Origin of the sequence: Marinomonas foliarum (assembly GCF_003337275.1) — a bacterium.
GTDB classification, from domain to species: domain Bacteria; phylum Pseudomonadota; class Gammaproteobacteria; order Pseudomonadales; family Marinomonadaceae; genus Marinomonas; species Marinomonas foliarum.
Genome location: NZ_QPJQ01000001.1, coordinates 83343 through 108359 on the forward strand (window position 1 = coordinate 83343; position 25017 = coordinate 108359).

Genomic DNA, 25017 nt, shown 5'->3' on the forward strand with positions numbered 1-25017 from the left:
TCAGCCTCCCATTCCTAATGACGAACCGCCTTGACGTCGCGCGATAGTCAGACACAGCCAAGTAATAAAGCCGAGAATCAAACTAAGCGCTGCCGCCATAGCAAAGTTCGCATTCAGGGTAAATTCGGTATAAATCGTCATGGGCAAAACATTCAGGTTGGTAGCCAAAGTAAAGGCCGTGCCAAACGCGCCCATGGAAGTGGCAAAACAAATTGAGCCGGAGGAAATCAACCCCGGTGTTAACGCAGGCAAAGTCACATCTCGTAATAACTGCCAGCGGTTAGCGCCTAACGAACGCCCCGCCTCCATCAAGTTATGATCTAACTTCTCTGCAGCGCCCATCACGGTAAGCACGACACGAGGAATAGAGAAGTACAAATAACCAATAAAGAGACCGGAAATAGAATAGGCAAGCGTCCAACGGTCGCCAGTCAGAGCAAGGCCAAGCTCAGCAAACAAACCTTGTCGACCTGCGAGCATAATGACGAAGAAGCCAATCACCACGCCAGGAAACACCAAAGGAAAGCTCAACATGGCGACTAATATTGATTTGCCTTTGAACTCATGCCGAGTCAAAAATAAGCCCACAATAGTTGCAATGACTAAACTGGCGATGGTCACCACAGCAGACAATAAAAAAGTTGACCAAAGGCTTTTCAAATACATGGGTTTGGTCAAAATATACCAATAGCTAATGCCATGCTGCTCAGCCAATGAAAGCCATACCAGTTTTGCCATAGGTAATAGAAAAAATGCCGCACTGATAATCAACGCGGGGATAATTAATAAAGTGTATTGCCTGTTTTGCTTCATAAAAGATATTTCTTTAACTGATTACTTCAACATGAGTAATGAAAAGAGCGGCGGTCTGCACACCACCCTTTTCATTATTAAATTAACGGACTTCGTTCAAATAACGCTGAGCAAAATCACTTTGAGCTTCTGCCATCTTGGCAAAATCCACAGTTTTAGCCCGTTTATAATCTGATTCAGGCAAGAACTTCGCCTCAATCTCAGGTGTCATTGCAGAAGAGATAACAGGACGAAGATAGGCTTGCGCCCATACCTGCTGGCCTTTATCCGATAACACAAAATCCAGTACTTTGTGACCATTATCAGGATGTGGTGAGTTCTTCACCGCACTCATCACGTATGGCACGACCACAGAACCCTCTTTAGGAATGACAAACTGTACATTTGCACTGTCTTTGTATTTAGCGCGGTAAGCATTGAAGTCGTAATCCAGCAATATCGGAATCTCACCAGAAATAACCCGAGCGTAAGCAGTTTGCTTAGGCACAATTGGCTGGTTCTTAGCCAACTTTTTGAAGTAATTGATTGACGGGGTAAAGTTGCTCATATCCCCCCCAAAAGATTGGTTGATAGCTACCGCGCTGGCATAACCAACAAAGGCACTAGTCGGATCAAGGTAAGCGACCATACCTTTATATTCTGGTTTTAAAAGATCATCCCATGACTGTGGAACCGGTCTACCATCAAGCGCATCTTTATTAACAAAGAAGCCGATGGTACCAGAATGAATCGCAAACCAACGCCCTTGTGGGTCTTTTAGACCTTGAGGAATCTTGTCCCAGTTTTTCGGTTTATAAGGTGCAACAACCCCTTTTTCAGCAGCCTTAATACCAAAAGACACACCATAATAGACAACATCCGCAACAGGACTGTTTTCCTCTGCAACTAATTGAGACAGAGACTGACCAGAGTTTTTATTATCCATTGGAATGGAAATACCTAGATCTTTTTTGATCAGCTCAAGCTGTCCACCCCAGTTTGCCCATTCCGGTGGGCAGTTATAACAAATCGCATCCGCTGCGAAAGATGCTCCCGCTGTCATCCCTAATGATAAAACTGCCAGTTTAGAAACCTTTTTAAAGATACTCATCGAATTTTCTCCTGCTATTTAAAGAACATTTCGCATTATGGATGGCTGACACTCAGCCACGGTGCCCACAAAGTGGGTTTGGAAATCTAACTTTCTAACTAAAGACAACGCCGTTTTATGCTTGGCGTTAAACAACAAATCCACAGCACACATACCCATGTCATGATGCGGAACCTGAATGGTGGCGAGTGGCGGATATAAAATTTGCCCTAGCGCCATACCGTCAAAACCGACAACAGATACAGTTTCAGGCACAAGAACGCCCTTAGACTTAAGATGATTAACTAGCTTCAACGCCAACAGGTCATTACTGCAAAACCAAGCCGTTGGGGCATTAGCAGAATCGAAAAAAGAAGATTGAGTTTGATCAAAGGGAGTTAAGGCATATTGATCGACTTCAATCAATTGCACAGAAGGTAAAGACGAATCCTGCTTTAAACGCTCAGTAAAACCCAAGTATCGTTTCTTAGCCCTATCAGAAGATTGAAAGCGCCCAGCCACCATGCCTACTCGTTTGTGACCGAGTGCTAAAAATTGTTCAGCGACTTCACTGCCTGCTTGGTAGTTATCAACGTACACGCAAGGCTCATCTGATGATTGGTTATGAACAAGACAAAAAGGAAAATTAAACTCTCGTAATAAAGACAAGGCTTCGTTGTCTTCTACCGAGGCAGTCGTCAAAATCACGCCGGCAACACGCTGTCGAATCAAATCTATAATGGCCTGTTTTTCTAGACCGCGTTCATATTGGGTATCAACAACAATGACGGAATAACCAAAGTGGCGCGCTCGCTTCTGTATTCCCGATACAATTTCAGAAAATACAGGGTTAAGTAAGCTAGGAATCATGACGCCGATGGTAGGATTGTGATTCCAATCCACCTGCCTAGATGCCTGATTCACCTCGTAGCCAGTTAACTCAACCACTTTTTCAATACGAGCACGCGTTATCTCATTCAATGGACCCGTATTGTTTAAGCATCGGGAAACCGTTGCAGGCGACACGCCAGCTAACGCTGCTACGTCCTTGATGTTCATGATGACCTTCTTCGACAACCATAAGATGTTGCGGAGTATAGAAATCATAAGTGACGAATTTGTGACAAAAAAAGACATCAAACAGCAATTTAGGAGATTTTAAATACCATTTAGTGAGTTTTTAATAGAACTTAGCATCTGAAACACTATCGTTTCATAGGGAAATAAACACATAAAAAAGAATAAAAAATAAACAAATTATTTTTTATTTTTTTCGTTACTTGATGAGATTAAGGGTGGGTAGCCACCAAAGAGAGTAAAGAACAACTAGAGTAGATGAAGGGCAACACGCGAGCTAAATCACAATTCAACATTATTGTCATGAAGTACAAGTTTATTACGACCTTGTTTTTTAGCTAGATAAAGAGCCTGATCGGCATGTTGGTAGATTTGACTAAAGGTAGTTTGTCTATCTCCTTCATGGTAATAAAGGCCTGTGCTGAGCGTGGTGTGGATCAAGGCACTGTTGTTCACCTTGATCTTGGTTTGCTCCACTGTTTGACGAATTTTCTCACAAATGTCGATTACTTCATTTTGAGTCTTCTCTAAGAACAGTATGCAGAACTCTTCTCCACCAAGACGAGCGACAAAATTAGGCGAGGAAATCGAATGCTCTAGTATATCAGCAATCATTTTAAGCACTTCATCGCCAGCTGGGTGACCATATAGATCATTTATTTTCTTGAAGAAATCTAAATCAATAATAGCAAAACCAATCTGTTGCGGCCGATTCAGTAAAACAGCTTGTGTTTTTTCTGTAATGAAACGTCGATTAGGCAATTGAGTTAAATGGTCTCGATTATTTTGTATGGTAAGGAATTCCTTATGCCAATAAAGACGAGTCAATACTAACAAAAGAGCTGAGACAACCAGCAATATTGTAGCAATCAACCCCCAAATTAAATACGTGAGTTCATTCTTTAGACGACGCTCTATGTTAGAAGCCGATTGAATTACATTGTGTAGACCTGTGTAGGAAAGTGCCAAGTCCAACTCTAGTTGGGTAAGCTGTTTAACGAGCATTTTTTTGGCATTTTTGTTTTGCTCGAATGCTCTAATATCTTGTTGAGACGTCTCCAAAGCAAGCTTCGTCTCATTTAGCTGATTTATATATTCAACATAAACAAAGTCTTCGGCTGTACTATCACTCATTTTTCTATCAATTAGAGGAATACGATACTGGAGTCTTAGTATTATTTTTTTCAATTCTTTGATATCAAAAAATGGGCTGTCTTCCTTTAAGTAGTCCAAAGACCGCTTTAGCAAATGAACATCCTCTTGGGCTTGAGTAATGTCAATTGCCAGCGCCGTAAAATTTGAACCAAGCAACTGCCTAGACTGCTGTTGAAAATAAAATACGGACCAAACACACAAGCTTAGAAATACGGCGAAAATCAGCCAGATTCTAATTTTGATTTGCTTTGCACTGGTTTTAATCATTGAGACAAGATTTCATTGAGAGCCCAAACCCAGTAGTTTTTACTTTCAGAAAGGTGTGAAGCAAGGCCAGCATCAGCAGGGATAATTAACAGTAAAGGCCCTAGATTTTCAGCACTAATAGGTTGGCGATTTAAGCGGGTAGCTATCAGATAACGCTTTCTCTCTATACTTTCTTTTGGAATAAATACTTCATATCCATCAATAGCAATAAAGCGCAGTCTTGGCGAATCGTTAAGGCCATACTTTATTAATAAATCATCCAGCCATATACCACTAAAACGCCCTTGAGGACCATCAAAATGCACCATGTCTTCGGTATCAAACAGAGGAAGAGATTCTATTTCCGCCATAGATATTGAAACTTCTTGGCCGGATACTCCCAAAGTGAGTACTGCAGATGTATCAGAAGATGGTAAAAGGTCACTAGGATAAACGTCTACGGCGTATGCAGTGGCATTGAGAAGCGAAGAGATTGCCATCAGCAAAATTAACTTAACTAGGTATGATTTGACGGCTTTTATTTTGAATAAGGAACAACTCAAAAAAATTTTCATATACGCCCTTTGAGCCTGTCTCGCTTAATTAAGTCTGTGGTTTGATTGGTCTACATAATACTGTTTTTTTCTCCTCTATGATGTTGTAAATCGTAATTTTTTGTCTGCTTTCCTACACTAATAAGTATCAAAGGCAACTTTTGAGACAAAGTTATTAACTAGTAATCGCGCTCAAAACAACCCTATTTCGTCCTTGTTCTTTAGCGTCATAAAGCGCGGCATCTGCACGATTCAGCACCTGCTCATAGTGTGAATCATCAGCGAGGTAGATAGCCACACCAAAACTAGCCGAGACAAATAAACCATCACTCATCTCTTCTTTTTCAAGAGCCGAGCGAAGAGTCTCAGCAATAATTTCAGCCTCCTCGACAAGGAAATTAGGTAATAGAACCGTAAACTCTTCACCACCAAATCGAGCAACCATGCCCTTACTCCCGACCAGACGGGAAAATAGGACAGCCATTTTTTTGAGTACGGTATCGCCAACCGTGTGACCATATACATCATTTACTTTTTTAAAATAATCGACATCGGCCATAATCACAGCGAACGGCCGCTGCGATTGTTTCGCTAAATTATATTCATCAAGCAAAGCCTCATCTAAAGCCAAGCGATTATAACTTTGAGTTAATGGATCTTGTCGCACAATCACTTCTAGTGACCGATTGCTGGCTTCCAGTTCGGCCGTTCGAGTGCGTACTTTTGTTTCTAACGTGAGATTCATTTGCATTAAAGACTGTTCTCGCACCAATAAAGAAGACATCATTTTTTCTAATGAACAACTCAGGCTCGCAACTTCGCTCAATTTACTATCATCTTGGAAAGTCGCATTACGATTTCCTTGCTGAATACTTTGAGCTGTGAGCGCCAACCTTTCAAGAGGGCGACTTAAAGTACTCGCAAATTGGTAAGCCAAGAACATACAAAACAAAGTGGCAAGCCCACCAAACAAAATCAATAATTTATGCACTTCATTGACGGTTGCCATAGCAATAGACAGCGGCTGACGCACGACAATTTGCCAACCAAGCTTCGTTGAATCTAGAAAACCCACAGAAACCAAGCTGGTTAAATAAGCCTCTTCATCTTGCCACACCAGCGATTTGAATTGACCATTCTTAGGCAATTCCTTTGGTACAGCAATATCACCTTGCGCACTACCACTTGGATATAAAACATTCCTATCTCTATCAATGATAAAGACATCAATTTTTTTTCGTTTCGATGCCTCAGTTAATGAAGAGGAAATAATATCCCTTACCCAAGTCCAATCCGCATGTATTCCAACAACTCCCTTAAACTCACCATTTTCACCGGTTACAGGAGCCGCAAAGTCAACTAAGCGAATAGGAATCCCATCCTTCGGCTTAGGCAGAAGACTTTCAAGCAAGAGTGCTGGGTGAACATCGCCAACAAAAGGAGCGGTTCGAGCATTAATAAACCAAGGTCGCTGACTCACATCCGCCCCCTTTAACAACCCATTACCTGACGCTAATACCAACCCATCGGGATTAGCAAAACCTATCCATGCGTAGTCTTTATAGGAGCTTTTGATTCGATCTATTACGTCTTGCAAATCACTTAGATCTTGATTTTCATATAAAAAAGTACGCTTACTAAGCAGAATAACTTCCCGCTTACGCTCAGCAATATTGGCGGTTAACATATTTGAAATGGATTGGCTGATGCCGACGAGAGATTCCCCACTCGCGTGCGAAAGACGAGTTGAGGTGAGCTGGTAAAAAGAAGCAATAAGCACCAAGCTTAAAGAAAGAAGCAAACCACCAGATAACAAAGTGATTCGCTTTCGAAAAGTGTCAAAGCCTCTTAACATGACTTGTAAACCTGATAATAAATAAAAGTTAACTGCGGATATTTCTGCATCATAACACGCCTATACTTGCACTTTATATACACAATCAAAGATATGTCTCTAGCACGTTCAGGACCATTTTTTGCTTATCAAGATTGAAGCTTTTCAACCATGTTATTCAGTCTCTATACAATTCAGCAGCATATCAAGTAACCTCACAAAAACAGCCAAATCATAAAGAGACCAAAGCACGAAAAGTACCGCTGAGAACGGTATAGCAGTAAACAAAGAGCTAAAGCATTAACACAACGCTACAGTATAAAACACTAATGTTACCTAACTATTCAGTATGCTAAGTTAGTGCTTTGTTTATTATTGGTATGCTCATAAAGAGTAGGATGAAGAGTGATTAGCTAAGTGGACCGATTTAAATTTACTCTGCCCCCATTTATCTAATCACGATTAAACTAAACATAGTCGTCGAGATTCATCATCAAAACGTTTACGCAGAAAATCAAGGAACGTTCTTACTCTAGCTGGCATATAGCGATTTTTGTGATATAACGCATGCACAGGGGCGTCGGTAAAGCTCCATTCAGGTAAGACAACCTCTAGTCGTTTTTCTTCAATATCCATTGCTACATCCCAAATAGATTTTAGGACTATTCCATGTCCATCAATTGCCCATTGACGAGCTATAGCCCCATCATTTGTCTCTCTTGCACACTCCATCGAAATCGTAACGTTTTCTACTTCTTCGTCATATTTGAATAGCCACTGGTTTATGGGGCCGCTGTCTGTACTCAAAACAATACAGGGAAACTGGACAAGGTCTTTTGGCGACTTGGGAGAACCATGTTTTTTAAGATACGTTGATGAAGCGCACAATACTCGTCGGTTTTTAGCCAATTGACGAGCTATAAACAAACTATCTTGAGGCTCGCCAAAACGGATAGCTAAATCAATATCGTCACGATGCAGACTGGATAATGAATCTGAAAGCAACAAAGTAAACTGCACATCTGGATAAACCTTATTAAATTCATCCAACCAACCAGTCAACTTATGTCGACCAAAATCCGACGTAGCTGAAAGCCGAATTCGTCCGCTAACCGCCTGAGTGCGGTTTTCTAGAAAAGCAAAACCATCATCAAACGCCTCTAACCCTTGTTGGCAATAAAGCAAAAAAGCTTTGCCTTCATCTGTAAGCCGAAGACTGCGCGTTGTCCGTTCAAATAACCGAGATTTTAAATGCGCCTCAAGATTGTTAAGACGTGCACTAGCTGCGGCAGGAGACAGCCCAAGCTTACGGCCTGCAGCTGATATACCACCTAAATTTGCAGCTTCAACAAATAATCGAATATCACCAAGGTTTTGCACAACTATTCCAAATAATTTGATAATACTTCAAACAATAGACCAATTATCAAATCATTAAAACAAGTAAATAATAACTCCTAATAGTTACTGATTAACGTGGAGATCAATAAGATGCTAACGAACAACACCACCCCAAATACACTTTTTTCATCATTTACCTTTTTAGGAAAAGAGCACCCTCATCGAGTTGTTATGGCACCAATGACACGCGCCAGAAGCACTCAACCGGGTGATATTCCAAACCAAATGAACGCGCTCTATTACGCACAACGTGCATCCGCAGCACTAATCATTACAGAGGCGACACAAATCTCACCACATGGAAAAGGTTATTCTTACACCCCAGGCATCCACAGTGAAGAACAGGTAAAAGGATGGCGTATAGTGACTAACGCTGTTCATTCCAAAGGCGGTAAAATATTTCTGCAGCTTTGGCACGTTGGTCGTATGTCTCACCCAGACTTCCATCAAGGAGATCTACCTGTCGCGCCATCTGCAGAGCCTTTTAAAGGGCAGATATGGAAAGTTGACCCTGCTACGGATAAAGGTGTTATGGTCGATTGTCCAACGCCTAGGGAATTAAACAAAGAAGAAATCGCAGCTATTATTCAGGATTATAGACACGCAGCGCAAAATGCAATGGATGCAGGATTCGATGGTGTTGAAATTCATGGAGCAAATGGCTATTTAATTGACCAATTTCTTCGTACCACGTCTAACACACGACAAGACCAATATGGCGGCTCACGTGAACATCGCCTGCGTTTTCTAAAAGAAGTGGTCATCGCTGTGGCCGATCAAATAGGTCCTCTGCATACAGCAATACGATTAGCACCATTTCTTACTGCACGTGGCATGGATTGCTCAGACATTCTTCCAACCATTGCCGACGCTGCTGAATTCTTAGACAAAATAGGCATTGCTTATTTACACCTTGTCGAAGCGGATTGGGATGATGCGCCGACATTCACGGAATCATTTAGACAAACTATTCGAAGCCGCTTTAGTGGCCCAATCATCGTAGCAGGAAAATATAACCTTTCTCGTGCTGAATGGGTTATATCAAATGGTTATGCAGACTTAGTTGCCTTTGGTCGAGACTTCGTAGCGAACCCAGATTTACCAAAGCGTTTAAGGCAAAATTTACCACTTGCCCCCTTTGATGGATCAACTCTTTTTGGGGGATCTGAGCGAGGCTACAGTGACTATCCAACATGGGAAGAAGCTTCCTATTAAATTAGAGAAACAAAGCACTTATTCGCTTCTAAACCCTCTTGCCAAAGCACAGGTCGCTTTGGCGTTTTTGATTTTATTCAAGATAAGCTCAGGTTCTGTACCTGTTTTAATTTGGGCAGCTAACAGCGCGGCAGATTCGGCGACGCCATAAACACCGACGGTGTTGAGGATGTAATCGGATTTGGTACTAAGAAGCGATTCCATTGGCGTGAGCTCTTGGGCACTGTAGGTGTTGAAGTCCCAATGGTATTTTTCCGCGAGGGCGATGAGGTTGGTTTCGTCGGCTTTGATGTCGATGCTGTTTAAGGAATGAATATCGCTTGGCGTTAAGCCTTTTTGACTAAGCGCATCAAGCATCAGGTTTTCGATAAATTCCAGCGGGCAGTTGCGTTCGCAGCCCATTCCCAGAGTATAAATAGGATTCAAGTAAGGCTTCGCTGTGGTCATAACCAACTGTGCGCTAAGGGATTTTGCCACTTGCGCGCCCCACTCGTTCGCACCACCTTCATGTCCAGATAAAAGCGGAATGACAAACTTACCTTCTTCATCCAATACCAAGACTGGCGGGTCTTGATACTTGTCTTGTAGCACAGGCGCGAGCGTTCGCATCACGATGCCAGTGGCACAGATAAACACCAGCCAATCGCCATTTTTAAACGCCGTTTGCACGAACTCGGCGAAAGGTTTTGGTTTGTAGTCGACAACCGCATCTGGCCAGTTATTCTGTGTCCCGTTAGACAATAGTTTTTTCGCTAGCTGTTCACCTGCTGGCGTTAATGCGATAAAGCGTATCACCGAGTGCCTCGCTCACTTTTAGTCACCACAAACAAGGAGAAATACGGCCCTACTTTGTCTTCCAAGGTCGATACATCGCGCACGATACGTTCGTTGTCACGGCCAATGTACTCAAGATATTTTGCATCTTGCATACGATTGGTTTTGCGCAGAGCCATCAAGATGCGAGGACGCGCGCGTCCTGCTTTCATGATAACCACACTATCGTGTTGTTCTAGCGCAGTATCAATTTGCAGTGCGGTGTGACGACCGCTCACCACCGCAAAGGATTCTTTTAATACGGTTAACGGATGATTCAAGGCGGACGATGCGGCATTGATTGACGACACACCGGGCACCACTTGGCATTGAAAATCGCCTTCTAGGCGTTCCAATAAATAAGCAAAAGAGCCAAAAAACAACGGGTCGCCTTCACACAAGAAAACCACGTCTTTGCCTTGCGATAATTCATTGGCAATGGCTTTCGCACCATTGTCGTAAGCTTCATTTGCCAAGGAGCGATCTGTCGACATCGGCATGACAATGGCAATTTCATTTTGCGCATGAGTAACGCCCGCAAAGGCTTCACTGGCGATATTTTTCGCTTGGGAACCACCTTCGTCGTTGGCAAGGTAACTCACCACACTGGCACGCTGAATTAAACGCAAGGCTTTTAAGGTGATCAATTCTGGGTCACCAGGACCTACGCCCACACCAATGAATCGGCCTGTTTTTTGTGATGTTTCCAAGGCACTCATTGTGCGTTTTCCTTATGATTTGTATTGATGGCCGATGTTGTGGCCGTATATTTTCTAAAATGATAAAGCGTCACCGGCAAACTAGGACGAAATAATCGCTGCCCCGCTAATCGCTCGCCTTTGGCGATCGATACCTGCAAACTCTGCTCGTCGGCGTCTTGTGCTTGGTCACGCTGTTGCGCGAATTGCATGACCTGATATTTTGTTTCTTCGGTAACAGCGCTGACCATCAAACTGCCACCATCGGGTAATAGCTCCCAAACCTGCGCCATCAAGGTATTCAATTCACCATCACTGCCACCAATGAAGACTTTGTTAGGCTTGCCATGTAGTGCGTTTTTGCCGGCAAACAAATTGTCAGCAAGTAAATCCACCAGCACGTCCGGCGCTCGCCCTGCGACAATAGATAAATTCTGCATAACACCAAATCGATCTTGGTTAGCCGCCAAACAAGCCAAGCGATCAGGATGATGTTCAATGGCGATAATCTGACTACGCGGATGCCAATAGGCCATTTCCACGCTCACACCACCGCAGCCCGCGCCAATGTCCCAAACGGTGTCGCCTTGCTGAATGTCCATGTAAGACAAAATCGCCAAGCGCACTTCCCGCTTAGTAATCATGCCTTTACCGTCGCCTTTATCGGTGATGAAAGCCGTATCAGGGATACCAACTGAGCTAGGATAAAGTGAGGTTTGTTGGCTGGTTTTCAGCACGATCACATTGAGCGGATCGAATTCTAGTTCAGACTCTACAAAAAACTTAGCTGCAAACGTACGGACTTTTTCTTGCGGATAACCCAAGGCTTCACATACGGTTATCTCACTTTGATCCAACCCTGCTTTAACGCATTCTTCGGCAACATGTTTCGGTTGGCTGTATTGATCGGTCAATAAAACCAAGGTTTTATTCGACTGCAAATAACGACGCAAAGACGCCAAAGGACGACCGTGCAAACTCACTACTTGCACATCTTGCAAAGACAAACCAAGACGATGACAGGCCGCTTGGATACTGGAAACATTCGGATAAAAGTGTAGGTTTTCAAGCGAAAAAGTACGCATCAACCAAGCACCAATGCCGTAATACAGCGGATCGCCAGAAGCTAACACCACCACTTGCTTCGCCCCTTCGGACTGCCAATCGGCAAAGGCTTCTTTCAACATACTAAGTTTGGGCAGATCTTCACGACGAGCCAGATGGGCATAGTGCGCAATAGTTTCATGCTGACGAGGAGCACCCAACACAATATCGTTCACCGACAAGCTCGCCAAAACCACTTGCACCGCCTCATCCAGATGCGCCTCTTGATTAACACCCAGACCGATTACATGGATTGGCATTTGTGTGTGTTTCATAAACCTACTTCCATTCAATGCCATTAAATTAAGCTAGGTGGATTAACGAGAGTAAAAAACGGATAACAAGAACCTTGGTATTTGATTCACGCTGACGCGTTGAGCTTGCGAAACAGGCGCAAATGCATTGAATACCAAGACTCATGGAATGCATTAATAATACTCGCCTAAATTACACCGCAACAAAGCATTACAACTGGCCGATGTCACGGCGCTGCCACCCATTCGCCCTAGCAAGGTGATGCATTCAATACCCAGTTTCTCATGGGCTTCCCACAGCGCGTCTTTCGATTCCGCTGCGCCGACAAATCCCACCGGCATGCCGATAATTAAAGCTGGTTTTGGCGAGCCTTGTTCGATCATTTCTAACAAGCGAAACAGGGCCGTTGGTGCATTGCCGATTAAAACCACGCTGCCAGCAAGATCTTGCTGCCATAAACTCAGCGCCGCCATAGAGCGAGTCTCACCTTTGCTTTTGGCCAATTCGACAGTGCGAGGGTCGTTCAAAAAGCACAAGGGTTCCTGCGTTATCATGCGCTTGGTCACGCCTTGCTTGACCATTTCCACGTCGCACAAAATCGCCCCATTGTTGGCTAACGCCTTGCGCCCAGCTTGAGTTGCATTGGCACTGAATCGCACTTGTTCAGCAACGTCTGGCAAACCCAAACTGTGTACCACACGCATAACGACTTGCTGCTGATCTTGGCTCAAGCCAGACAAATCAGTTAGCTCGCGGATTTGTCGAAAGCTGTCGCTCTCAATGGCTTGAGGGTTGTTTTCGTATTTTCTTTCGTATTGAGAGTCGTCTGAAGAAGTCACTGTTGGCTATCTTTTTGTTGATGCTTAATGTTACTAGAAGTATTCCCCCAAGCGGCTAAACAGGCTTGAAGGCACTCCTCTGTGTCACTAAATTCACGTTCTGCTTCTGGCAACAATGGCCGAGCATGCAGTAAAACGGGAATAGATAATTCTCTGGCGGCTTCAAGCTTGGAATAGGTTGCCGAACCGCCGCTGTTCTTACTAACGATAACATCAATGCCGTGATCCATTAACAATTGGCGCTCGTCTTCTAAGGCAAAAGGCCCAATGGCTTTTATCCAATCTATCTTATCTGGCAGATCAAACTTAGGCTCAACCGCCGTTCGCCACACAATACGTTCGATATTCGGCAATTGTAAAATACGTTCTAATAACGCTTCGCTCATTTGCCCAGCACTTAATAAGGGCACTCGAAAACCATCAAGCTGAGCAAGTAAATCGGTTTCATCTTGGTAATATATCCAGTCATCGGCCTCTTCTTGTTGCCAAGCAGGGCGATGAAAACGCCAGCAGGGAATGCCAACATATTTAGTGGCCGTGACGGCTTTGCTGCTCATGGTTTGCGCATAAGGATGGGTCACATCCAAAATCGCGCCAATATTATTGTCTTTCAAGTACTGAGCTAACCCACCAAATTGGGTAAAGCCTCCTACCACCAGCTGGCAATCGACTTTTGGCACGCGTACCAACCCCGCCAAGCTGTAGATGACTCTTACACTCTCTTTATGTAATGAGTCGGCCAAACGGCGAGCATCGGCGGTGCCACCCAACAATAAAACCTTCATAGCTCGTCTCGCTTAATCATATCCGCATCCAAGGCTTTACCAACAAATTGGCCTTTGCGATCAATCGCCCAGACTTCTAACTCGATATGAGCGGGAATGTGCTGTCTTGCAAAGTCTAAAGCTTGCTGACAGATGGCATCAGCCAGAGGTAATCCTGCGAACATGGCAAAAGACAAGGCTTCCACACTGGTGTTGGCGTTTGTCATACGCTCTTGTAACTCAGCCTCAGCGCCTAAACTGGCCGCCAATTGCGCCAAGGAAGCAAGATCTATACTGGATGCGCGACTGTTTAGATCCATGTGATGCTGAGCCAACTTGCTGATTTTACCAAAGCCTCCGCAAATACTCAGCTTAGTCAGTTGAACAGACGCAGCGGATTCGACTTTTTTAATATGTTTTAACACGGCACCAACAAAGTCGCCCATTTCGATTAAAGCCATATCATCGAGCTGATAATGACTTTTTATCGCGTCTTCGCTGGCGTTGCCAGTGGTAGCGGCAATGTGTGTAATTGAATTAGCACGAGCTACATCAATGCCCTGATGAATAGACGCAATGTAGGCGGCACAGGAAAACGGACGCACAATGCCTGTGGTGCCCAAAATCGATAAGCCACCCAAAATCCCCAAACGTGGATTCATGGTTTTTTGCGCGATTTGCTCGCCATTAATCACGCCAACTGACACATCGAAACCACCATGATATTGATAGGTTTGCGCAAAACCTTCCAAATGCTCGGTCATCATTTTACGCGGCACTGGATTAATTGCTGGTTCGCCAACATCAAGCAGCAAGCCGGTGCGTGTCACAGTGCCCACGCCTTGCGCCGCATGAAAGCGTACGCCCTGCTCTGGCGATAATCTAAGCTCGACAAATAAGGTTGCCCCGTGGGTCGCGTCTGGATCGTCTCCAGCGTCTTTAATCGTCGCGGTTTTGATGCCCATGTCTATTTCTTGGTATTCGATAATCGGCAGATCAACCACTTTGCCTTTAGGCAAGGTGACGCTGACGCTTGCATCTTGTTGTTGGGCAAAAAGTGCCTGAGCCGCCGCCACACAGCAAGCTGTCGCGCAGGTTCCGGTGGTTAAGCCCGTACGCAGTGGCGCGGGCGATTCAGCACTTTCAGGCCACATAATCCGCTAGCCCTGCTGACCCGCTAAAAAGATCTTAGCAGTGACGTCTAAATTCGAAGGGAAAAACAAATGCAAATAACTCGCGGTTAAGCCTTTCTGCTGATAAATCGCCTCGCCCGGTGCTGGGTGTCGCTGACGACGACCATAACCAACCGGCTCAGGTGTATTGGCACTGCGCGACCTGTGATGCGCATGGCCGCGAATTTCACCTTGTGGAATCACCGCAGTTTGCATGCCTTGGCAGCCGCGTTTGCCGCGCATTGCGCCTTGACCTGATAAAATCCCCAACATTGGATAACACTGATTATCCAAATCGGTTAGATCATCCAAGCTATAAAGCATGCCGCCACATTCCGCTAAAATACCTTTTCCCGAATGGAAGAAAGCCTTGATGGCTTGGCGCATTGGAAGGTTTTCAGAGAGCGCTTTGGTGTGTAATTCAGGATAACCACCCGGCAACCAAAGGGCATCAGCATCGGGTAAAGCTTGATCGTGCAAGGGAGAGAAATACACCACCCTCGCGCCCAAGCTTTTCAAAGCAATCAGGTTCGCATCATAGATAAAACTGAACGCGGCATCTCTAGCAACCGCAATGGTTTTACCCAGCAAGCTTTGTTCGATGGTTTGACTGTCATCTATTTGCTTAGCGGCATAAAAAGGCACGGTGTTAGGCAATGCCAACAAGCCCGTGTCTTGAGTTTCTTTCAGCCATTCTACTGCCGCTTCAAAACGCACTTCTAGTTCGTCTTTTACTTCATCAGCTTGCACCAAACCTAAGTGACGCTCTGGCAAGGTAATTTCTTCATCACGCTTTAAGGTTGCGAGCAAAGGCAAGCTTTTAGGTAGCGCATCGCGGATCAATTCCGCATGGCGTTCGCTGCCACAACGGTTAGCAATCAGACCTGCGACTTGCACATCATCACGGAAATTCGCCAAGCCAGTCGCTACCGCTGCAGCGGTTTGCGCCATGCCTTTAACGTCCATAACAATCGCCATGGGAATACCAAAACGAACGGCAAGATCGGCACTGGAGGGTTCGCCATCAAACATGCCCATGGCACCTTCCACCAAGATCAAATCTGCCACTTGGGCAGCTTGGTAAAGCATGTCTTGGCAATACTCTTCGCCCGCCATCCAAATATCCAGTTGCTCGACTGGCTGCTTAGACGCTTGCGCTAAAATCTGCGGATCTAGGTAATCAGGACCTGTTTTAAACACACGAACTACTTTGCCTTGATTGGTAAAATAACGCGCCAACGCCGCCGTAATGGTGGTTTTTCCCTGATTAGACGCGGGAGCTGTCAAAAATAACGCGGGACAATGAACAACAGAAGTGGTCATAAAGCAGTCTCTAAGAGCGAATTTAATGAAACGTATTGTGCGCCCAAATGCTGGGCAATATCCTGGCCTCGGCCTCGTTTAACTGGCGCGTTTTCAATATCGATTAATACTGTATTGCCTGGCAACACAAGATCTGACACGTCGGCTTGAGTGCGGCCATCGGTCAAGATGTAAGTTTGGCTGTGCAAGCCTGTCGTTGCTTTATGCTGCTGCGCCAAATACTGACTGGCGTTTTCAATAGCAACACGAAATGGCGTACCGCCACCAGCACCTAAATCCTCCAATAAATCAGAGATTTCTTTAGGAGCGCGGACTTTGGCCAAAATCGACGACACGCCATCTTGTCCAAAACCTAAAATAGCAATCTGTTCTCGCGCTAAATAGGCACGCTTAGCAATGTCTAAAATCACACCCTTGGCATGGGCAAAAACGCCTTGGCTCAAGGTGGATGCAGAGGTATCTAACAACACCAAATGCAAAACAGATTGACCGGTTTTAGCGGGCTTATGAGCCAGGTTCTTCGGTGGCCATTCTTGCGGCTGACTGATAATGCTACGAAACCAGTCAATGCCATCCGCTGCTTGAGGGTCAATTGATTGCGCCACATCAGGACGATAACCGCCCAGCTGCTTGCCTTTATGCTTTCCCGGCGTCACCTCGGCGACCATTGATTGAGTTGCACTTCGTTCATCCGGTTTGTCATCAATGACAACATTGATCGGCGCGCTGCTCGCAAGCGTTTGGGGAGACATACTGCCCCACTCCCCAGAAGCATCTTGCTTATGGGTCTGGTTATCTTGAGAGCTTTCTTGATCTTGTCGCTGATTACCTTTGTTTTGCGAAGGCGAACGCGAACTATCAGGACGACGAGACGGTGGTGGGCTAGGAGGCTGTGACTGGTTCTGAGTTTTAACTTGGCGTCTATGTGCCAACACCAAATCTTCCACCGCTTGAATATCATCTAAGGACACGACTTTTGCGCCACGCCAAGCGGCGTGGGTCATAGCGGCTCGAATCCAAACAATATCGCCACGTACACCGTCTATGTTGGCTGACTGACAGCGAGTTGCGACATCTAAACGTAATTCATCAGAGCAACGCACTTGTGTCAAAGCTTGCCTTGCCAAGCGAATGCTGCTTTTTAGGTTGCGCTGTTTGTATTTAAAGGCTTCACAAAATGCTTGAGTGTCTTGATCGTATTCGTCTCGCAGACGAACAATCTGTACGCGCTCTTCAAGGCTGTATTGATTCACTAATTCAACCATTAACCCAAAGCGGTCTTTTAACTGCGGACGCAACTCGCCTTCATCGGGGTTCATGGTGCCAACCAATAAAAAGCGCGCAGCGTGTTCATGGCTGATGCCATCACGCTCAATACGGTTTACACCGCTGGCGGACACGTCCAAAAGTTGATCAACTAAATGGTCGGCAAGCAAGTTCACTTCATCGACATACAAGACGCCGCCATGGGCTTTACTCAATAAGCCGGGCTTAAAAGCGACATTTTTATCCTGTAGAACTTGCTCTAAATCTAATGCGCCAAGCAAGCGATCTTCACTGGTACCAAGAGGTAGAGTGGCAAAAGGAACAGATTCATCATCTTGTAAAGCTGGCATGACGCCAGACAAACCACGCGCCAAGGTAGACTTTGCAGATCCACGCGGACCGCTGATCAAGACACCGCCAATTTGCGGATTAATCGCACATAAAATCAACGCCAGTTTAAGCGGCTCTTGCCCCGCTACTGCGGTAAAAGGAAAGTCACTAGAGGCTAAACCGGTCATTGAGCTACCTGTTGCGATTGATTAAAGTCAAAAGGAAATCATAAGCCGTCTATTGTAGGCGTTTTCTCTATGATTTGTCTTGTTTGACCTTATCCAGATTACTGTCAAACCCAAATCCTTCAATATGCCTTGAGTGGAATACATACAACAAAGACAACATACCGTAAATTAGGGCTTCTTAGACTAATTCTTGTTAAGCAGAATATTGGGCAATTAGGTTTTCCACTAAACCCAAATCAAATTGACTGATCGCCGTTTGAATGGCTTTTTGTTGATTCGAAGGCAAGGACTTACCTAGTAACTGAAATACTTCTTCAGTGGTCTGAACATCACCACTTTGTGCAGCTCGCAATAATGGCTGCCAATCGTCTACTGTTAACTCAGTTAATGGCTCTTTTGGCTCAGCGTCCAAAGCTGCTTCTTTAAACTCCCCACCAGTATCATTCTTCCTTTTTGTCGTTTCAACGATAGGTACAAATTTTACATCAAGGTGAGCGGCTAACGCGGTATAAATATTTTCAATCTGATAAGGCTTGGCAATTACCTGCCAAAAACCTTCGTCCAAAAGTGCTTGCTGTTCATGAATCAATGTCGACGCAGTCACCGCAATAACAGGAATCAGCTGTTCTGTGTCTTCTTTTTGAATAAATTTTAATAAGTCGATTCCTGTTTTATTGGGCATTCGAATGTCTGTCATCACCAAATCGGGTGGATTCAGCCTAAACGCTTTTATGGCTTGCTCCCCATCTTCGGCTTCAATTATCTGACAGCCTGCTTTTTCGAGCAAAGACACAAGAATATCTCTAGACCATTCGTCATCCTCTGCCACCAGCACTCTTATCGGGTTGTTTAACCTCATATTCAGTAAAGAATCTTGCTCCTCACCATCCAGCACGTCACCGTCCTCCACTTTTGATAGTGGTAGATCGACGACAATTTGCGTACCTACACCGTCACTACTTTTGACCGATAGCGAACCTTGCATTAACTTAACTAGAGTCGTCGACAATGCCAAACCTAACCCTGTTCCGCCTGACGCTTCACCAGCTTTACCCTGTATAAATGGCGTAAACAAATGCTCCATTAATTCTGTCTCGATTCCAGGGCCTGTATCTTCGATACTGACATGAATGCGGTCTTCTACAATTTGAACAACGACCTGAACATACCCCTGAGCTGTAAACTTCACCGCATTGCCTAAAAGGTTAGTGATGATCTGCTGAAATTTAACTGGATCCATCCAAACAGACAGACGCTCATCAATATCGCAATCAACAGTAAGGTCTAAACCTTTTTCCTGCGCTTGACCTTGAAAGAGCCTGCCAATCTGACTAACCTCTCGACAAAGATTCATTTTTTGCTCATGCAATACAAGTCGACCAGATTCAATACGCGCAATATCTAAAATATCGTTAATTAAGCCTAGTAAGCGATTACCTGCGCTGGCAATAGATAAAAATCGCGTTCGGGAAACTCCCGTCAATTGATTATCTTCGCTAATCAATTGCGCATAGCCAATGATGGCATTGAGCGGGGTGCGGATTTCATGACTCATATTGGCAAGGAAATGGCTTTTCGCTTGGCTTGCTTGTTCTGCTGCTTCTTTGGCTTGCTCTAATTGTGCTGAGACATTTTTTTGTTCTGTGATATCACTCATTATGTAACCAACAGAAGTGGCATGACCATTTTCATCACGCAGTAAAAAATAAGTTTCGTGAGTAGCAAAAATGCGATCATCCATGCTCTTAGCTTGCATTTCCCCTTCCCAGACACCATGATCTTTCACATAAGGAATCACGGTTTCTTTAAGGAATTTCTGGCTAGCTTCAGGGTAAAAATCGAGATAATTTAATTCAGCTAAAGATGAATTAGTCACTTCTTCATCAACACCAAGCAGGCTGCGTATTTTTTTATTGAAGTAATTGATATCACCATCCAATGTCGCCATAGCAAAGCCTTGTGCTGAATTATCAGCAAAGCTTTTAAATAGTTTTAATTGGTTAAAAAGTCGGTGACGTTCGGTAATGTCTCGGGCAATACCTAAAGTGCCACAAAAGTTTATCGAAGGCTCTACCACTGGAACACGATGAACTTCAAACAAACATGGCTCACCGCCATCTTTTGGCGTCCCCCAACCTTGTTCATGTGATGTCATACCCGTTTTTAAGGGAGTATTTCCTACACTTTGGTAATAAGCGCCTTTCCCATCTAGGTTTAGCTCTAAGTCACTTTTTCCTTTAATTTCATCTAATGTCAGTTGATTGAAATCTAAAAAGGCTTGATTACAATCAAGGTAATTCCCTTGCTCATCTTTAGACCAAACAATATCGGGGATATTATTAAGCAACGAAGACAAGGTCAGCTCTCGACGCCGCGCATCTTCACGGGCCACAATTAAATCGTTCTCAGTCTGGACCCAATAACCTATTTCTTCAAAAATTCCAGCTACGCTCAAGGCCCTATTACGACTGTCTCTACGAGTAACGCTACCGCGCATCTCTATCCAAAAACATTCTTTTGAAGGGTTTTGTATTTGCAAACGTACTGACTTACGTTCAATCGCTACTTCTTGCTCAAGTAATGCGGCTTTCCATGCCTTGAACGTTACTTGATCGTCTGGCGATAAGAACGCCAACCAATCCTCTACGCATTTTGGCGTCTTTTTTTCTTCAAAACCCAACTGCATGAAAAATTCAGAGGAAGCATACAAACGATTCGTTTCCGGATACCACTCCCACACTCCAGCATTAGTTGCTAAAATTGCTCTTGAATAACGGCGCTGTAGAAGTTTAAAGCGCCATAAAAAAACAAGCTGAAGAATAACCAAAGCAAAAGCGGTCACACAAAATAAAAAGACAAGTATTTTGAAAAGTGTAGGCAGTTGAATATCCATGTTTAATCCCTAAAAACATCAAACACTAGACTTATGTAGATGAGATATTGGTTTAGATTTGAGGTTTCGATACTCTACAGTTTTTCTGGCTTATGAAAAAAGTAGCCTTGGCCCCATTCAACCCCAAGCAATTTAAGTCTATCAACAATACTTTGGTTTTCCACAAACTCAGCGACAACAGGTTTATCCAGCATTTTGGCTAGTTTAACGATTGAATCCACCATGCCGAAGTGAAGCTCGTTAAGGTGCATGTCTTTTATAAACATGCCGTCTATTTTGATTAAATCGAAAGGCAAATCCATCAAATAGGCAAAAGAAGAAAAACCTGTTCCAAAATCATCTAACGCAATCGTACAGCCATGCTCATGCAACAAAGACATAAAACGACGGGTATCAGCGAAGTTATTTAATGCCTCGGTTTCGGTAATTTCAAAGCAAAACTTTGAACCGTCTAATTGAAATTCCGCCAACTGCTCAACGATGTATTCAGCAAAGTTCGCTTGCCTGACAGAAAGTGCTGAAACATTAAGTGCAACCTGATCAATTGTGTCCCACAAATCACTGTTTTCAGCCATTTTACGCATAGTATTACGAATCACCCAGCGATCTATCTTGGAAACAATTCCAAATCGCTCTGCGGCACGGATAAAATCATTTGGATAAATTAATTTACCAGTCTCTTCATCGATAAGTCTCACCAGTATCTCAATTTTCTTTTTTGGCCCTTCTTTAAGAAGTGAAAACACTTGCTGAAAATGAACTTCAAAAAGGTCTTTCTCTAAACCATCGATAATACGGAGGCCCCAATTTAAGTTCCCTCGATGTTCTTCATATGCTAAATCTTGTGCATTCTTGATAACTTTAGAATGAATACCAGACTTTTTACTGGTATAGCATAATTCATCAGCCAGCATGACAACTTGCTCAAATGACACCATATCAATAGTAATAGGCATAGCGACTTGCGTTACGGTCATTCGAAATTGACGTTCATCCCACACAAAGGCGAAGTCTTTAAAGCCCTGCTGCAATAGACGAAAAAAAGACTCAACCGCCACATCGCCGCCTTGGCTAATCACTATGGCAAATTTATCACCACTTAAACGTGCACAGAAATCTCGTTGAGGATCGGCAAGTTCACTCATCATAATGGCCAACTGGTGCAACAATTCGTCACCAGCGATACAACCACATGAATCGTTTATCAGACGAAACTCGTTCACGTCGATTAAAATAAAATATGGTATGTGCTCGGCTGTTTTAGCTTGGACTCCAGAAATAAGGTGGGATACGTGCTCATCTAGTGCATCGCGGTTATAAAGTTGGGTTACGAAATCGTGCTGAGCAAGATAATTGAGTCGATCTTGCATATAACGCCTTTCGTTCACTTCTTTTCGAAGATTTCGATTTACCAAATTAAGATCGGCTGTGCGCTCACGAACCTTCTCTTCTAGTGACGCAGTAAGCTCTCTTAACTCATTTACTAATTGGAACTTTTCTAGCTGATGCTGGACTCTTGAACGAACTTCTTCAATTCGGATAGGCTTACTTATATAGTCATTACCGCCTGCCTCAAAACCTCGACTTACTTCGTCTTCTAATGCAGTGACAAAAATAACGGGGACGTCTTTGTGTATAGGATGAGATCTAATACGCCGACAAGTCTCAAAACCATCTATGCCTCCCATCATAACGTCTAGCAGTACTAAGCAAGGTTCAGTTCGCTCAAGCAGCTCTAATGCACGTTCACCAGAATTCGCAACAGCAATATGACAATCTAACGCGTCCATCACTTCCTGTAATACGCGTAAATTCTCTGGTACATCATCGACAATTAACACTGTTGGGAATTGCTTCATACCTAGCTATGCCTTTTCTATGATTTAACAATCACTTGTAAAAGTAATTAAAACGCCATAATCGAACAATATTTAAGTAACGCCCCTAAATATTAACCCTGTTCCTGACAAAATATCCATCTTAGTTATGCAGATAAAGAGACGAAATGTAAAGAAAACACACCTTATACTATAATGTAAGTGTATTTAGGGTACATATTTATTAAACGGGGAGTACAGCAAAACAAAAAAGCACCAAAGAGATGCATCCAATAAATCATATTGCCACGTGAAGCATCTTAATCAACCTAGTTAGGTAGTAGCAGCTAGAAGAATAAAAACCTCAATTAGCCTTAGCATCAACCAAAGAACTCTGCGCCCATTTAGGTGGTCGATGGTAACGTCCTACAACAGAGCTCAATAGCAAAAACGCCACCAAAGAATAACCTAGCTGGCTTAAATCAAGAAAAATAACAGCTGCAATCAAAACCGAGATATCAGCAAATAAAGTGGTTTTACTCGCGTGGATAGAGAATCGACGTTCTAAATAGACAGCCAAAATATTTAATCCACCCAATGAAGCGTTATGGCGGAATAGAATAATCAGCCCAAAACCTACTAATAGCCCACCTAACGCACCTGAAAGTCCAGGATGGATAGATAAGACAACATAATGCTTCATCAACTCTGATAAAGCAGATAATAGGCTCACACTAACAAATGTTCGGATAGTAAAATCGCGACCCAAGGTACACCAAGCCAAGATATAAAAAGGAATATTAAGAAGAAAAAATAAGGTTCCAAATGACAGATCTGTCAGCCTTAGTAGAATCATACTCACTCCTGCCGTTCCGCTAATTAATAACCCAGCAGAATTAAGAATGTGTATGCCTAAAGCAACGAGCAAGCAGCCTTCAACAATAGAGAGCCAACGATGGGTAGTTTTCATGGCAAAATCCTTCACATAAATCGTATTAACTTTTGGTTAATAACAAAGGTTTGTAAATCGCCTCTTGTGGAAGCGGATAACACAGACCGATTGCAGTACTGAGTCTATCAATACAAATTTCTGCATATTTCATACCATAAAAGAAAAATGCACAATCAATTTTTACGGATTTATTGGCACTTTCCCCCATTTATATAGTCAATAAACATTAGCACTACTCTTCCAGCTAAAAACAGAGCTACAATAGCAAAATGAGAATAACACTTAGACAATTACAGATATTTGAAGCCGTTGTGCACACCGGATCAGTAACAGCTGCAGCCGAAATGGTCTCTATCAGCCAGCCTGCAGCCAGTCAGGCCCTAAGAGAATTAGAAGCATTACTTGGACGCCCTCTTTTTCGACGGCATGGCAAGCGTTTACAAATCACCCCTCAAGCTAGGCACCTACTTCCACAAGCACGCGCCGTTCTCAGCCAGATAGAGCAAATAGAAAGCATGGGCAATGAAGATGAGCTTAGTGGTTCACTCCATTTGGCAGCCAGCGTAAGTGTTGGTAATTATCTACTCCCAAAACAAATGTCTCTATTTAAGCGCCAACACCCAAATATTCGTTTTAACTTGGATATTGGCAATACGCAAAGTGTTATCCAACAGCTATTAACAGGCAAAGCTGAAGTGGGCTTCATTGAAGGTTACTGTCAGCACGCTGAACTCATGACTCAAATTTGGCTTAAAGACGAATTAGTTGTTTTTGGCTCTGCTGAAGAAGACCGACCAGAAAGTTTATCTTGGGAAGACTTAAAAGAAGCCAGCTGGGTAATGCGAGAATCAGGGTCTGGCACACGAAACATATTGGAACAGGCAACTGCAGCTCATATTTCCCAACTCAATGTGGTTTTATCCCTTGCTCATATGGAAGCGGTAAAACAGGCCGTAATCCATCAAATGGGGCTAGGCTGTTTGTCGCGTATGGCTATTTCACAGGAACTCAACTCTGGGCTGATCCGTCTTTATCAAACACCATTAGAACTGAACCGAAACCTATTAATAGTGACACCAAAAAATACGGCTCTCACTCAGAACGCCCAACGTTTTATTGATCTTTGCTGTGCCGTCCCAATTTTACCGGGAGTTTAACACCGACAACAAAGCAAAATGTAGACTCACAATATGCATTCTATTGTTGTAGTTTACACAAAGGTCAATACAATTAATTCAT

20 protein-coding genes are annotated in these 25017 nt (G+C 43.7%); 2 read left to right on the top strand and 18 right to left on the bottom strand.

Annotated elements, in window-relative coordinates:
* From DFP77_RS00405 to DFP77_RS00435, 7 genes are all read right to left on the bottom strand, one after another.
* The gene (locus DFP77_RS00405) at positions 1-813 is read right to left on the bottom strand and encodes an ABC transporter permease (RefSeq protein ID WP_114410328.1); all 813 of its coding nucleotides are present in this window, start codon (positions 811-813) and stop codon (positions 1-3) included.
* Positions 814-895: 82 nt separating this feature from the next.
* On the bottom strand, positions 896-1903 hold the full coding sequence (locus tag DFP77_RS00410; RefSeq protein ID WP_114410329.1) for an ABC transporter substrate-binding protein: 1008 nt from the start codon (positions 1901-1903) through the stop codon (positions 896-898).
* Between the two features lie 18 nt (positions 1904-1921).
* Positions 1922-2941: a substrate-binding domain-containing protein gene (locus DFP77_RS00415; protein ID WP_114410330.1), complete on the bottom strand. Its 1020-nt coding sequence runs from the start codon at positions 2939-2941 to the stop codon at positions 1922-1924.
* Positions 2942-3241: 300 nt separating this feature from the next.
* A complete protein-coding gene (locus tag DFP77_RS00420) occupies positions 3242-4381 on the bottom strand; it encodes a GGDEF domain-containing protein (RefSeq protein ID WP_114410331.1) in 1140 nt (379 codons plus the stop codon).
* Positions 4378-4935, bottom strand: coding sequence for a molybdopterin-binding protein (locus DFP77_RS00425; RefSeq protein ID WP_114410332.1), 558 nt, complete (start codon positions 4933-4935; stop codon positions 4378-4380). The genes DFP77_RS00420 and DFP77_RS00425 overlap by 4 nt, the downstream gene beginning before the upstream one ends.
* Positions 4936-5089: 154 nt before the next feature.
* A complete protein-coding gene (locus tag DFP77_RS00430) occupies positions 5090-6769 on the bottom strand; it encodes a sensor domain-containing diguanylate cyclase (RefSeq protein ID WP_114410333.1) in 1680 nt (559 codons plus the stop codon).
* Positions 6770-7210: 441 nt separating this feature from the next.
* The gene (locus DFP77_RS00435) at positions 7211-8128 is read right to left on the bottom strand and encodes a LysR family transcriptional regulator (RefSeq protein ID WP_114410334.1); all 918 of its coding nucleotides are present in this window, start codon (positions 8126-8128) and stop codon (positions 7211-7213) included.
* 111 nt (positions 8129-8239) lie between these two features.
* Between DFP77_RS00435 and DFP77_RS00440 the strand changes: the two genes are divergently transcribed.
* On the top strand, positions 8240-9364 hold the full coding sequence (locus tag DFP77_RS00440) for an alkene reductase (RefSeq protein WP_114410335.1): 1125 nt from the start codon (positions 8240-8242) through the stop codon (positions 9362-9364).
* 18 nt (positions 9365-9382) lie between these two features.
* Here the strand turns inward: DFP77_RS00440 and DFP77_RS00445 are convergent, their stop codons facing one another.
* From DFP77_RS00445 to DFP77_RS00495, 11 genes are all read right to left on the bottom strand, one after another.
* On the bottom strand, positions 9383-10159 hold the full coding sequence (locus DFP77_RS00445) for a cobalamin biosynthesis protein (protein ID WP_114410336.1): 777 nt from the start codon (positions 10157-10159) through the stop codon (positions 9383-9385).
* On the bottom strand, positions 10156-10896 hold the full coding sequence (gene cobI, locus DFP77_RS00450; RefSeq protein ID WP_114410337.1) for a precorrin-2 C(20)-methyltransferase: 741 nt from the start codon (positions 10894-10896) through the stop codon (positions 10156-10158). Before cobI ends, DFP77_RS00445 begins: the two co-directional genes overlap by 4 nt.
* Complete coding sequence (gene cbiE, locus DFP77_RS00455) at positions 10893-12254, bottom strand: precorrin-6y C5,15-methyltransferase (decarboxylating) subunit CbiE (RefSeq protein WP_258860944.1); 1362 nt, start codon at positions 12252-12254, stop codon at positions 10893-10895. The genes cobI and cbiE overlap by 4 nt, the downstream gene beginning before the upstream one ends.
* Positions 12255-12407: 153 nt before the next feature.
* On the bottom strand, positions 12408-13073 hold the full coding sequence (locus DFP77_RS00460; protein ID WP_114410339.1) for a precorrin-8X methylmutase: 666 nt from the start codon (positions 13071-13073) through the stop codon (positions 12408-12410).
* Positions 13070-13858, bottom strand: a complete 789-nt coding sequence (locus tag DFP77_RS00465; protein ID WP_114410340.1) for a precorrin-6A/cobalt-precorrin-6A reductase — start codon at positions 13856-13858, stop codon at positions 13070-13072. Before DFP77_RS00465 ends, DFP77_RS00460 begins: the two co-directional genes overlap by 4 nt.
* A complete protein-coding gene (locus DFP77_RS00470; protein WP_114410341.1) occupies positions 13855-14991 on the bottom strand; it encodes a cobalt-precorrin-5B (C(1))-methyltransferase in 1137 nt (378 codons plus the stop codon). The genes DFP77_RS00465 and DFP77_RS00470 overlap by 4 nt, the downstream gene beginning before the upstream one ends.
* 6 nt (positions 14992-14997) lie before the next feature.
* The gene (locus DFP77_RS00475) at positions 14998-16332 is read right to left on the bottom strand and encodes a cobyrinic acid a,c-diamide synthase CobB (protein ID WP_114410342.1); all 1335 of its coding nucleotides are present in this window, start codon (positions 16330-16332) and stop codon (positions 14998-15000) included.
* Entirely contained in the window at positions 16329-18116 is a 1788-nt protein-coding gene (locus DFP77_RS00480) for an ATP-binding protein (protein WP_114410343.1), read from the bottom strand. The genes DFP77_RS00475 and DFP77_RS00480 overlap by 4 nt, the downstream gene beginning before the upstream one ends.
* A 193-nt stretch (positions 18117-18309) precedes the next feature.
* Positions 18310-21009: a hybrid sensor histidine kinase/response regulator gene (locus DFP77_RS00485; RefSeq protein WP_114410344.1), complete on the bottom strand. Its 2700-nt coding sequence runs from the start codon at positions 21007-21009 to the stop codon at positions 18310-18312.
* A gap of 74 nt (positions 21010-21083) precedes the next feature.
* Positions 21084-22868, bottom strand: coding sequence for an EAL domain-containing response regulator (locus DFP77_RS00490; RefSeq protein ID WP_114410345.1), 1785 nt, complete (start codon positions 22866-22868; stop codon positions 21084-21086).
* Positions 22869-23190: 322 nt separating this feature from the next.
* Complete coding sequence (locus DFP77_RS00495; RefSeq protein ID WP_114410346.1) at positions 23191-23796, bottom strand: YitT family protein; 606 nt, start codon at positions 23794-23796, stop codon at positions 23191-23193.
* A gap of 251 nt (positions 23797-24047) precedes the next feature.
* Between DFP77_RS00495 and DFP77_RS00500 the strand changes: the two genes are divergently transcribed.
* Entirely contained in the window at positions 24048-24935 is an 888-nt protein-coding gene (locus DFP77_RS00500; protein WP_114410347.1) for a LysR substrate-binding domain-containing protein, read from the top strand.
* Positions 24936-25017 lie beyond the last annotated feature (82 nt).

Coding starts and splice junctions, on each gene's coding strand:
- DFP77_RS00405 (WP_114410328.1), bottom strand. CDS start 813: ATGAAGCAAAACAGGCAATACACTTTATTAATTATCCCCGCGTTGATT.
- DFP77_RS00410 (WP_114410329.1), bottom strand. CDS start 1,903: ATGAGTATCTTTAAAAAGGTTTCTAAACTGGCAGTTTTATCATTAGGG.
- DFP77_RS00415 (WP_114410330.1), bottom strand. CDS start 2,941: ATGAACATCAAGGACGTAGCAGCGTTAGCTGGCGTGTCGCCTGCAACG.
- DFP77_RS00420 (WP_114410331.1), bottom strand. CDS start 4,381: ATGATTAAAACCAGTGCAAAGCAAATCAAAATTAGAATCTGGCTGATT.
- DFP77_RS00425 (WP_114410332.1), bottom strand. CDS start 4,935: ATGAAAATTTTTTTGAGTTGTTCCTTATTCAAAATAAAAGCCGTCAAA.
- DFP77_RS00430 (WP_114410333.1), bottom strand. CDS start 6,769: ATGTTAAGAGGCTTTGACACTTTTCGAAAGCGAATCACTTTGTTATCT.
- DFP77_RS00440 (WP_114410335.1), top strand. CDS start 8,240: ATGCTAACGAACAACACCACCCCAAATACACTTTTTTCATCATTTACC.
- cobI (WP_114410337.1), bottom strand. CDS start 10,896: ATGAGTGCCTTGGAAACATCACAAAAAACAGGCCGATTCATTGGTGTG.
- cbiE (WP_258860944.1), bottom strand. CDS start 12,254: ATGAAACACACACAAATGCCAATCCATGTAATCGGTCTGGGTGTTAAT.
- DFP77_RS00465 (WP_114410340.1), bottom strand. CDS start 13,858: ATGAAGGTTTTATTGTTGGGTGGCACCGCCGATGCTCGCCGTTTGGCC.
- DFP77_RS00470 (WP_114410341.1), bottom strand. CDS start 14,991: ATGTGGCCTGAAAGTGCTGAATCGCCCGCGCCACTGCGTACGGGCTTA.
- DFP77_RS00475 (WP_114410342.1), bottom strand. CDS start 16,332: ATGACCACTTCTGTTGTTCATTGTCCCGCGTTATTTTTGACAGCTCCC.
- DFP77_RS00480 (WP_114410343.1), bottom strand. CDS start 18,116: ATGACCGGTTTAGCCTCTAGTGACTTTCCTTTTACCGCAGTAGCGGGG.
- DFP77_RS00485 (WP_114410344.1), bottom strand. CDS start 21,009: ATGGATATTCAACTGCCTACACTTTTCAAAATACTTGTCTTTTTATTT.
- DFP77_RS00490 (WP_114410345.1), bottom strand. CDS start 22,868: ATGAAGCAATTCCCAACAGTGTTAATTGTCGATGATGTACCAGAGAAT.
- DFP77_RS00495 (WP_114410346.1), bottom strand. CDS start 23,796: ATGAAAACTACCCATCGTTGGCTCTCTATTGTTGAAGGCTGCTTGCTC.
- DFP77_RS00500 (WP_114410347.1), top strand. CDS start 24,048: ATGAGAATAACACTTAGACAATTACAGATATTTGAAGCCGTTGTGCAC.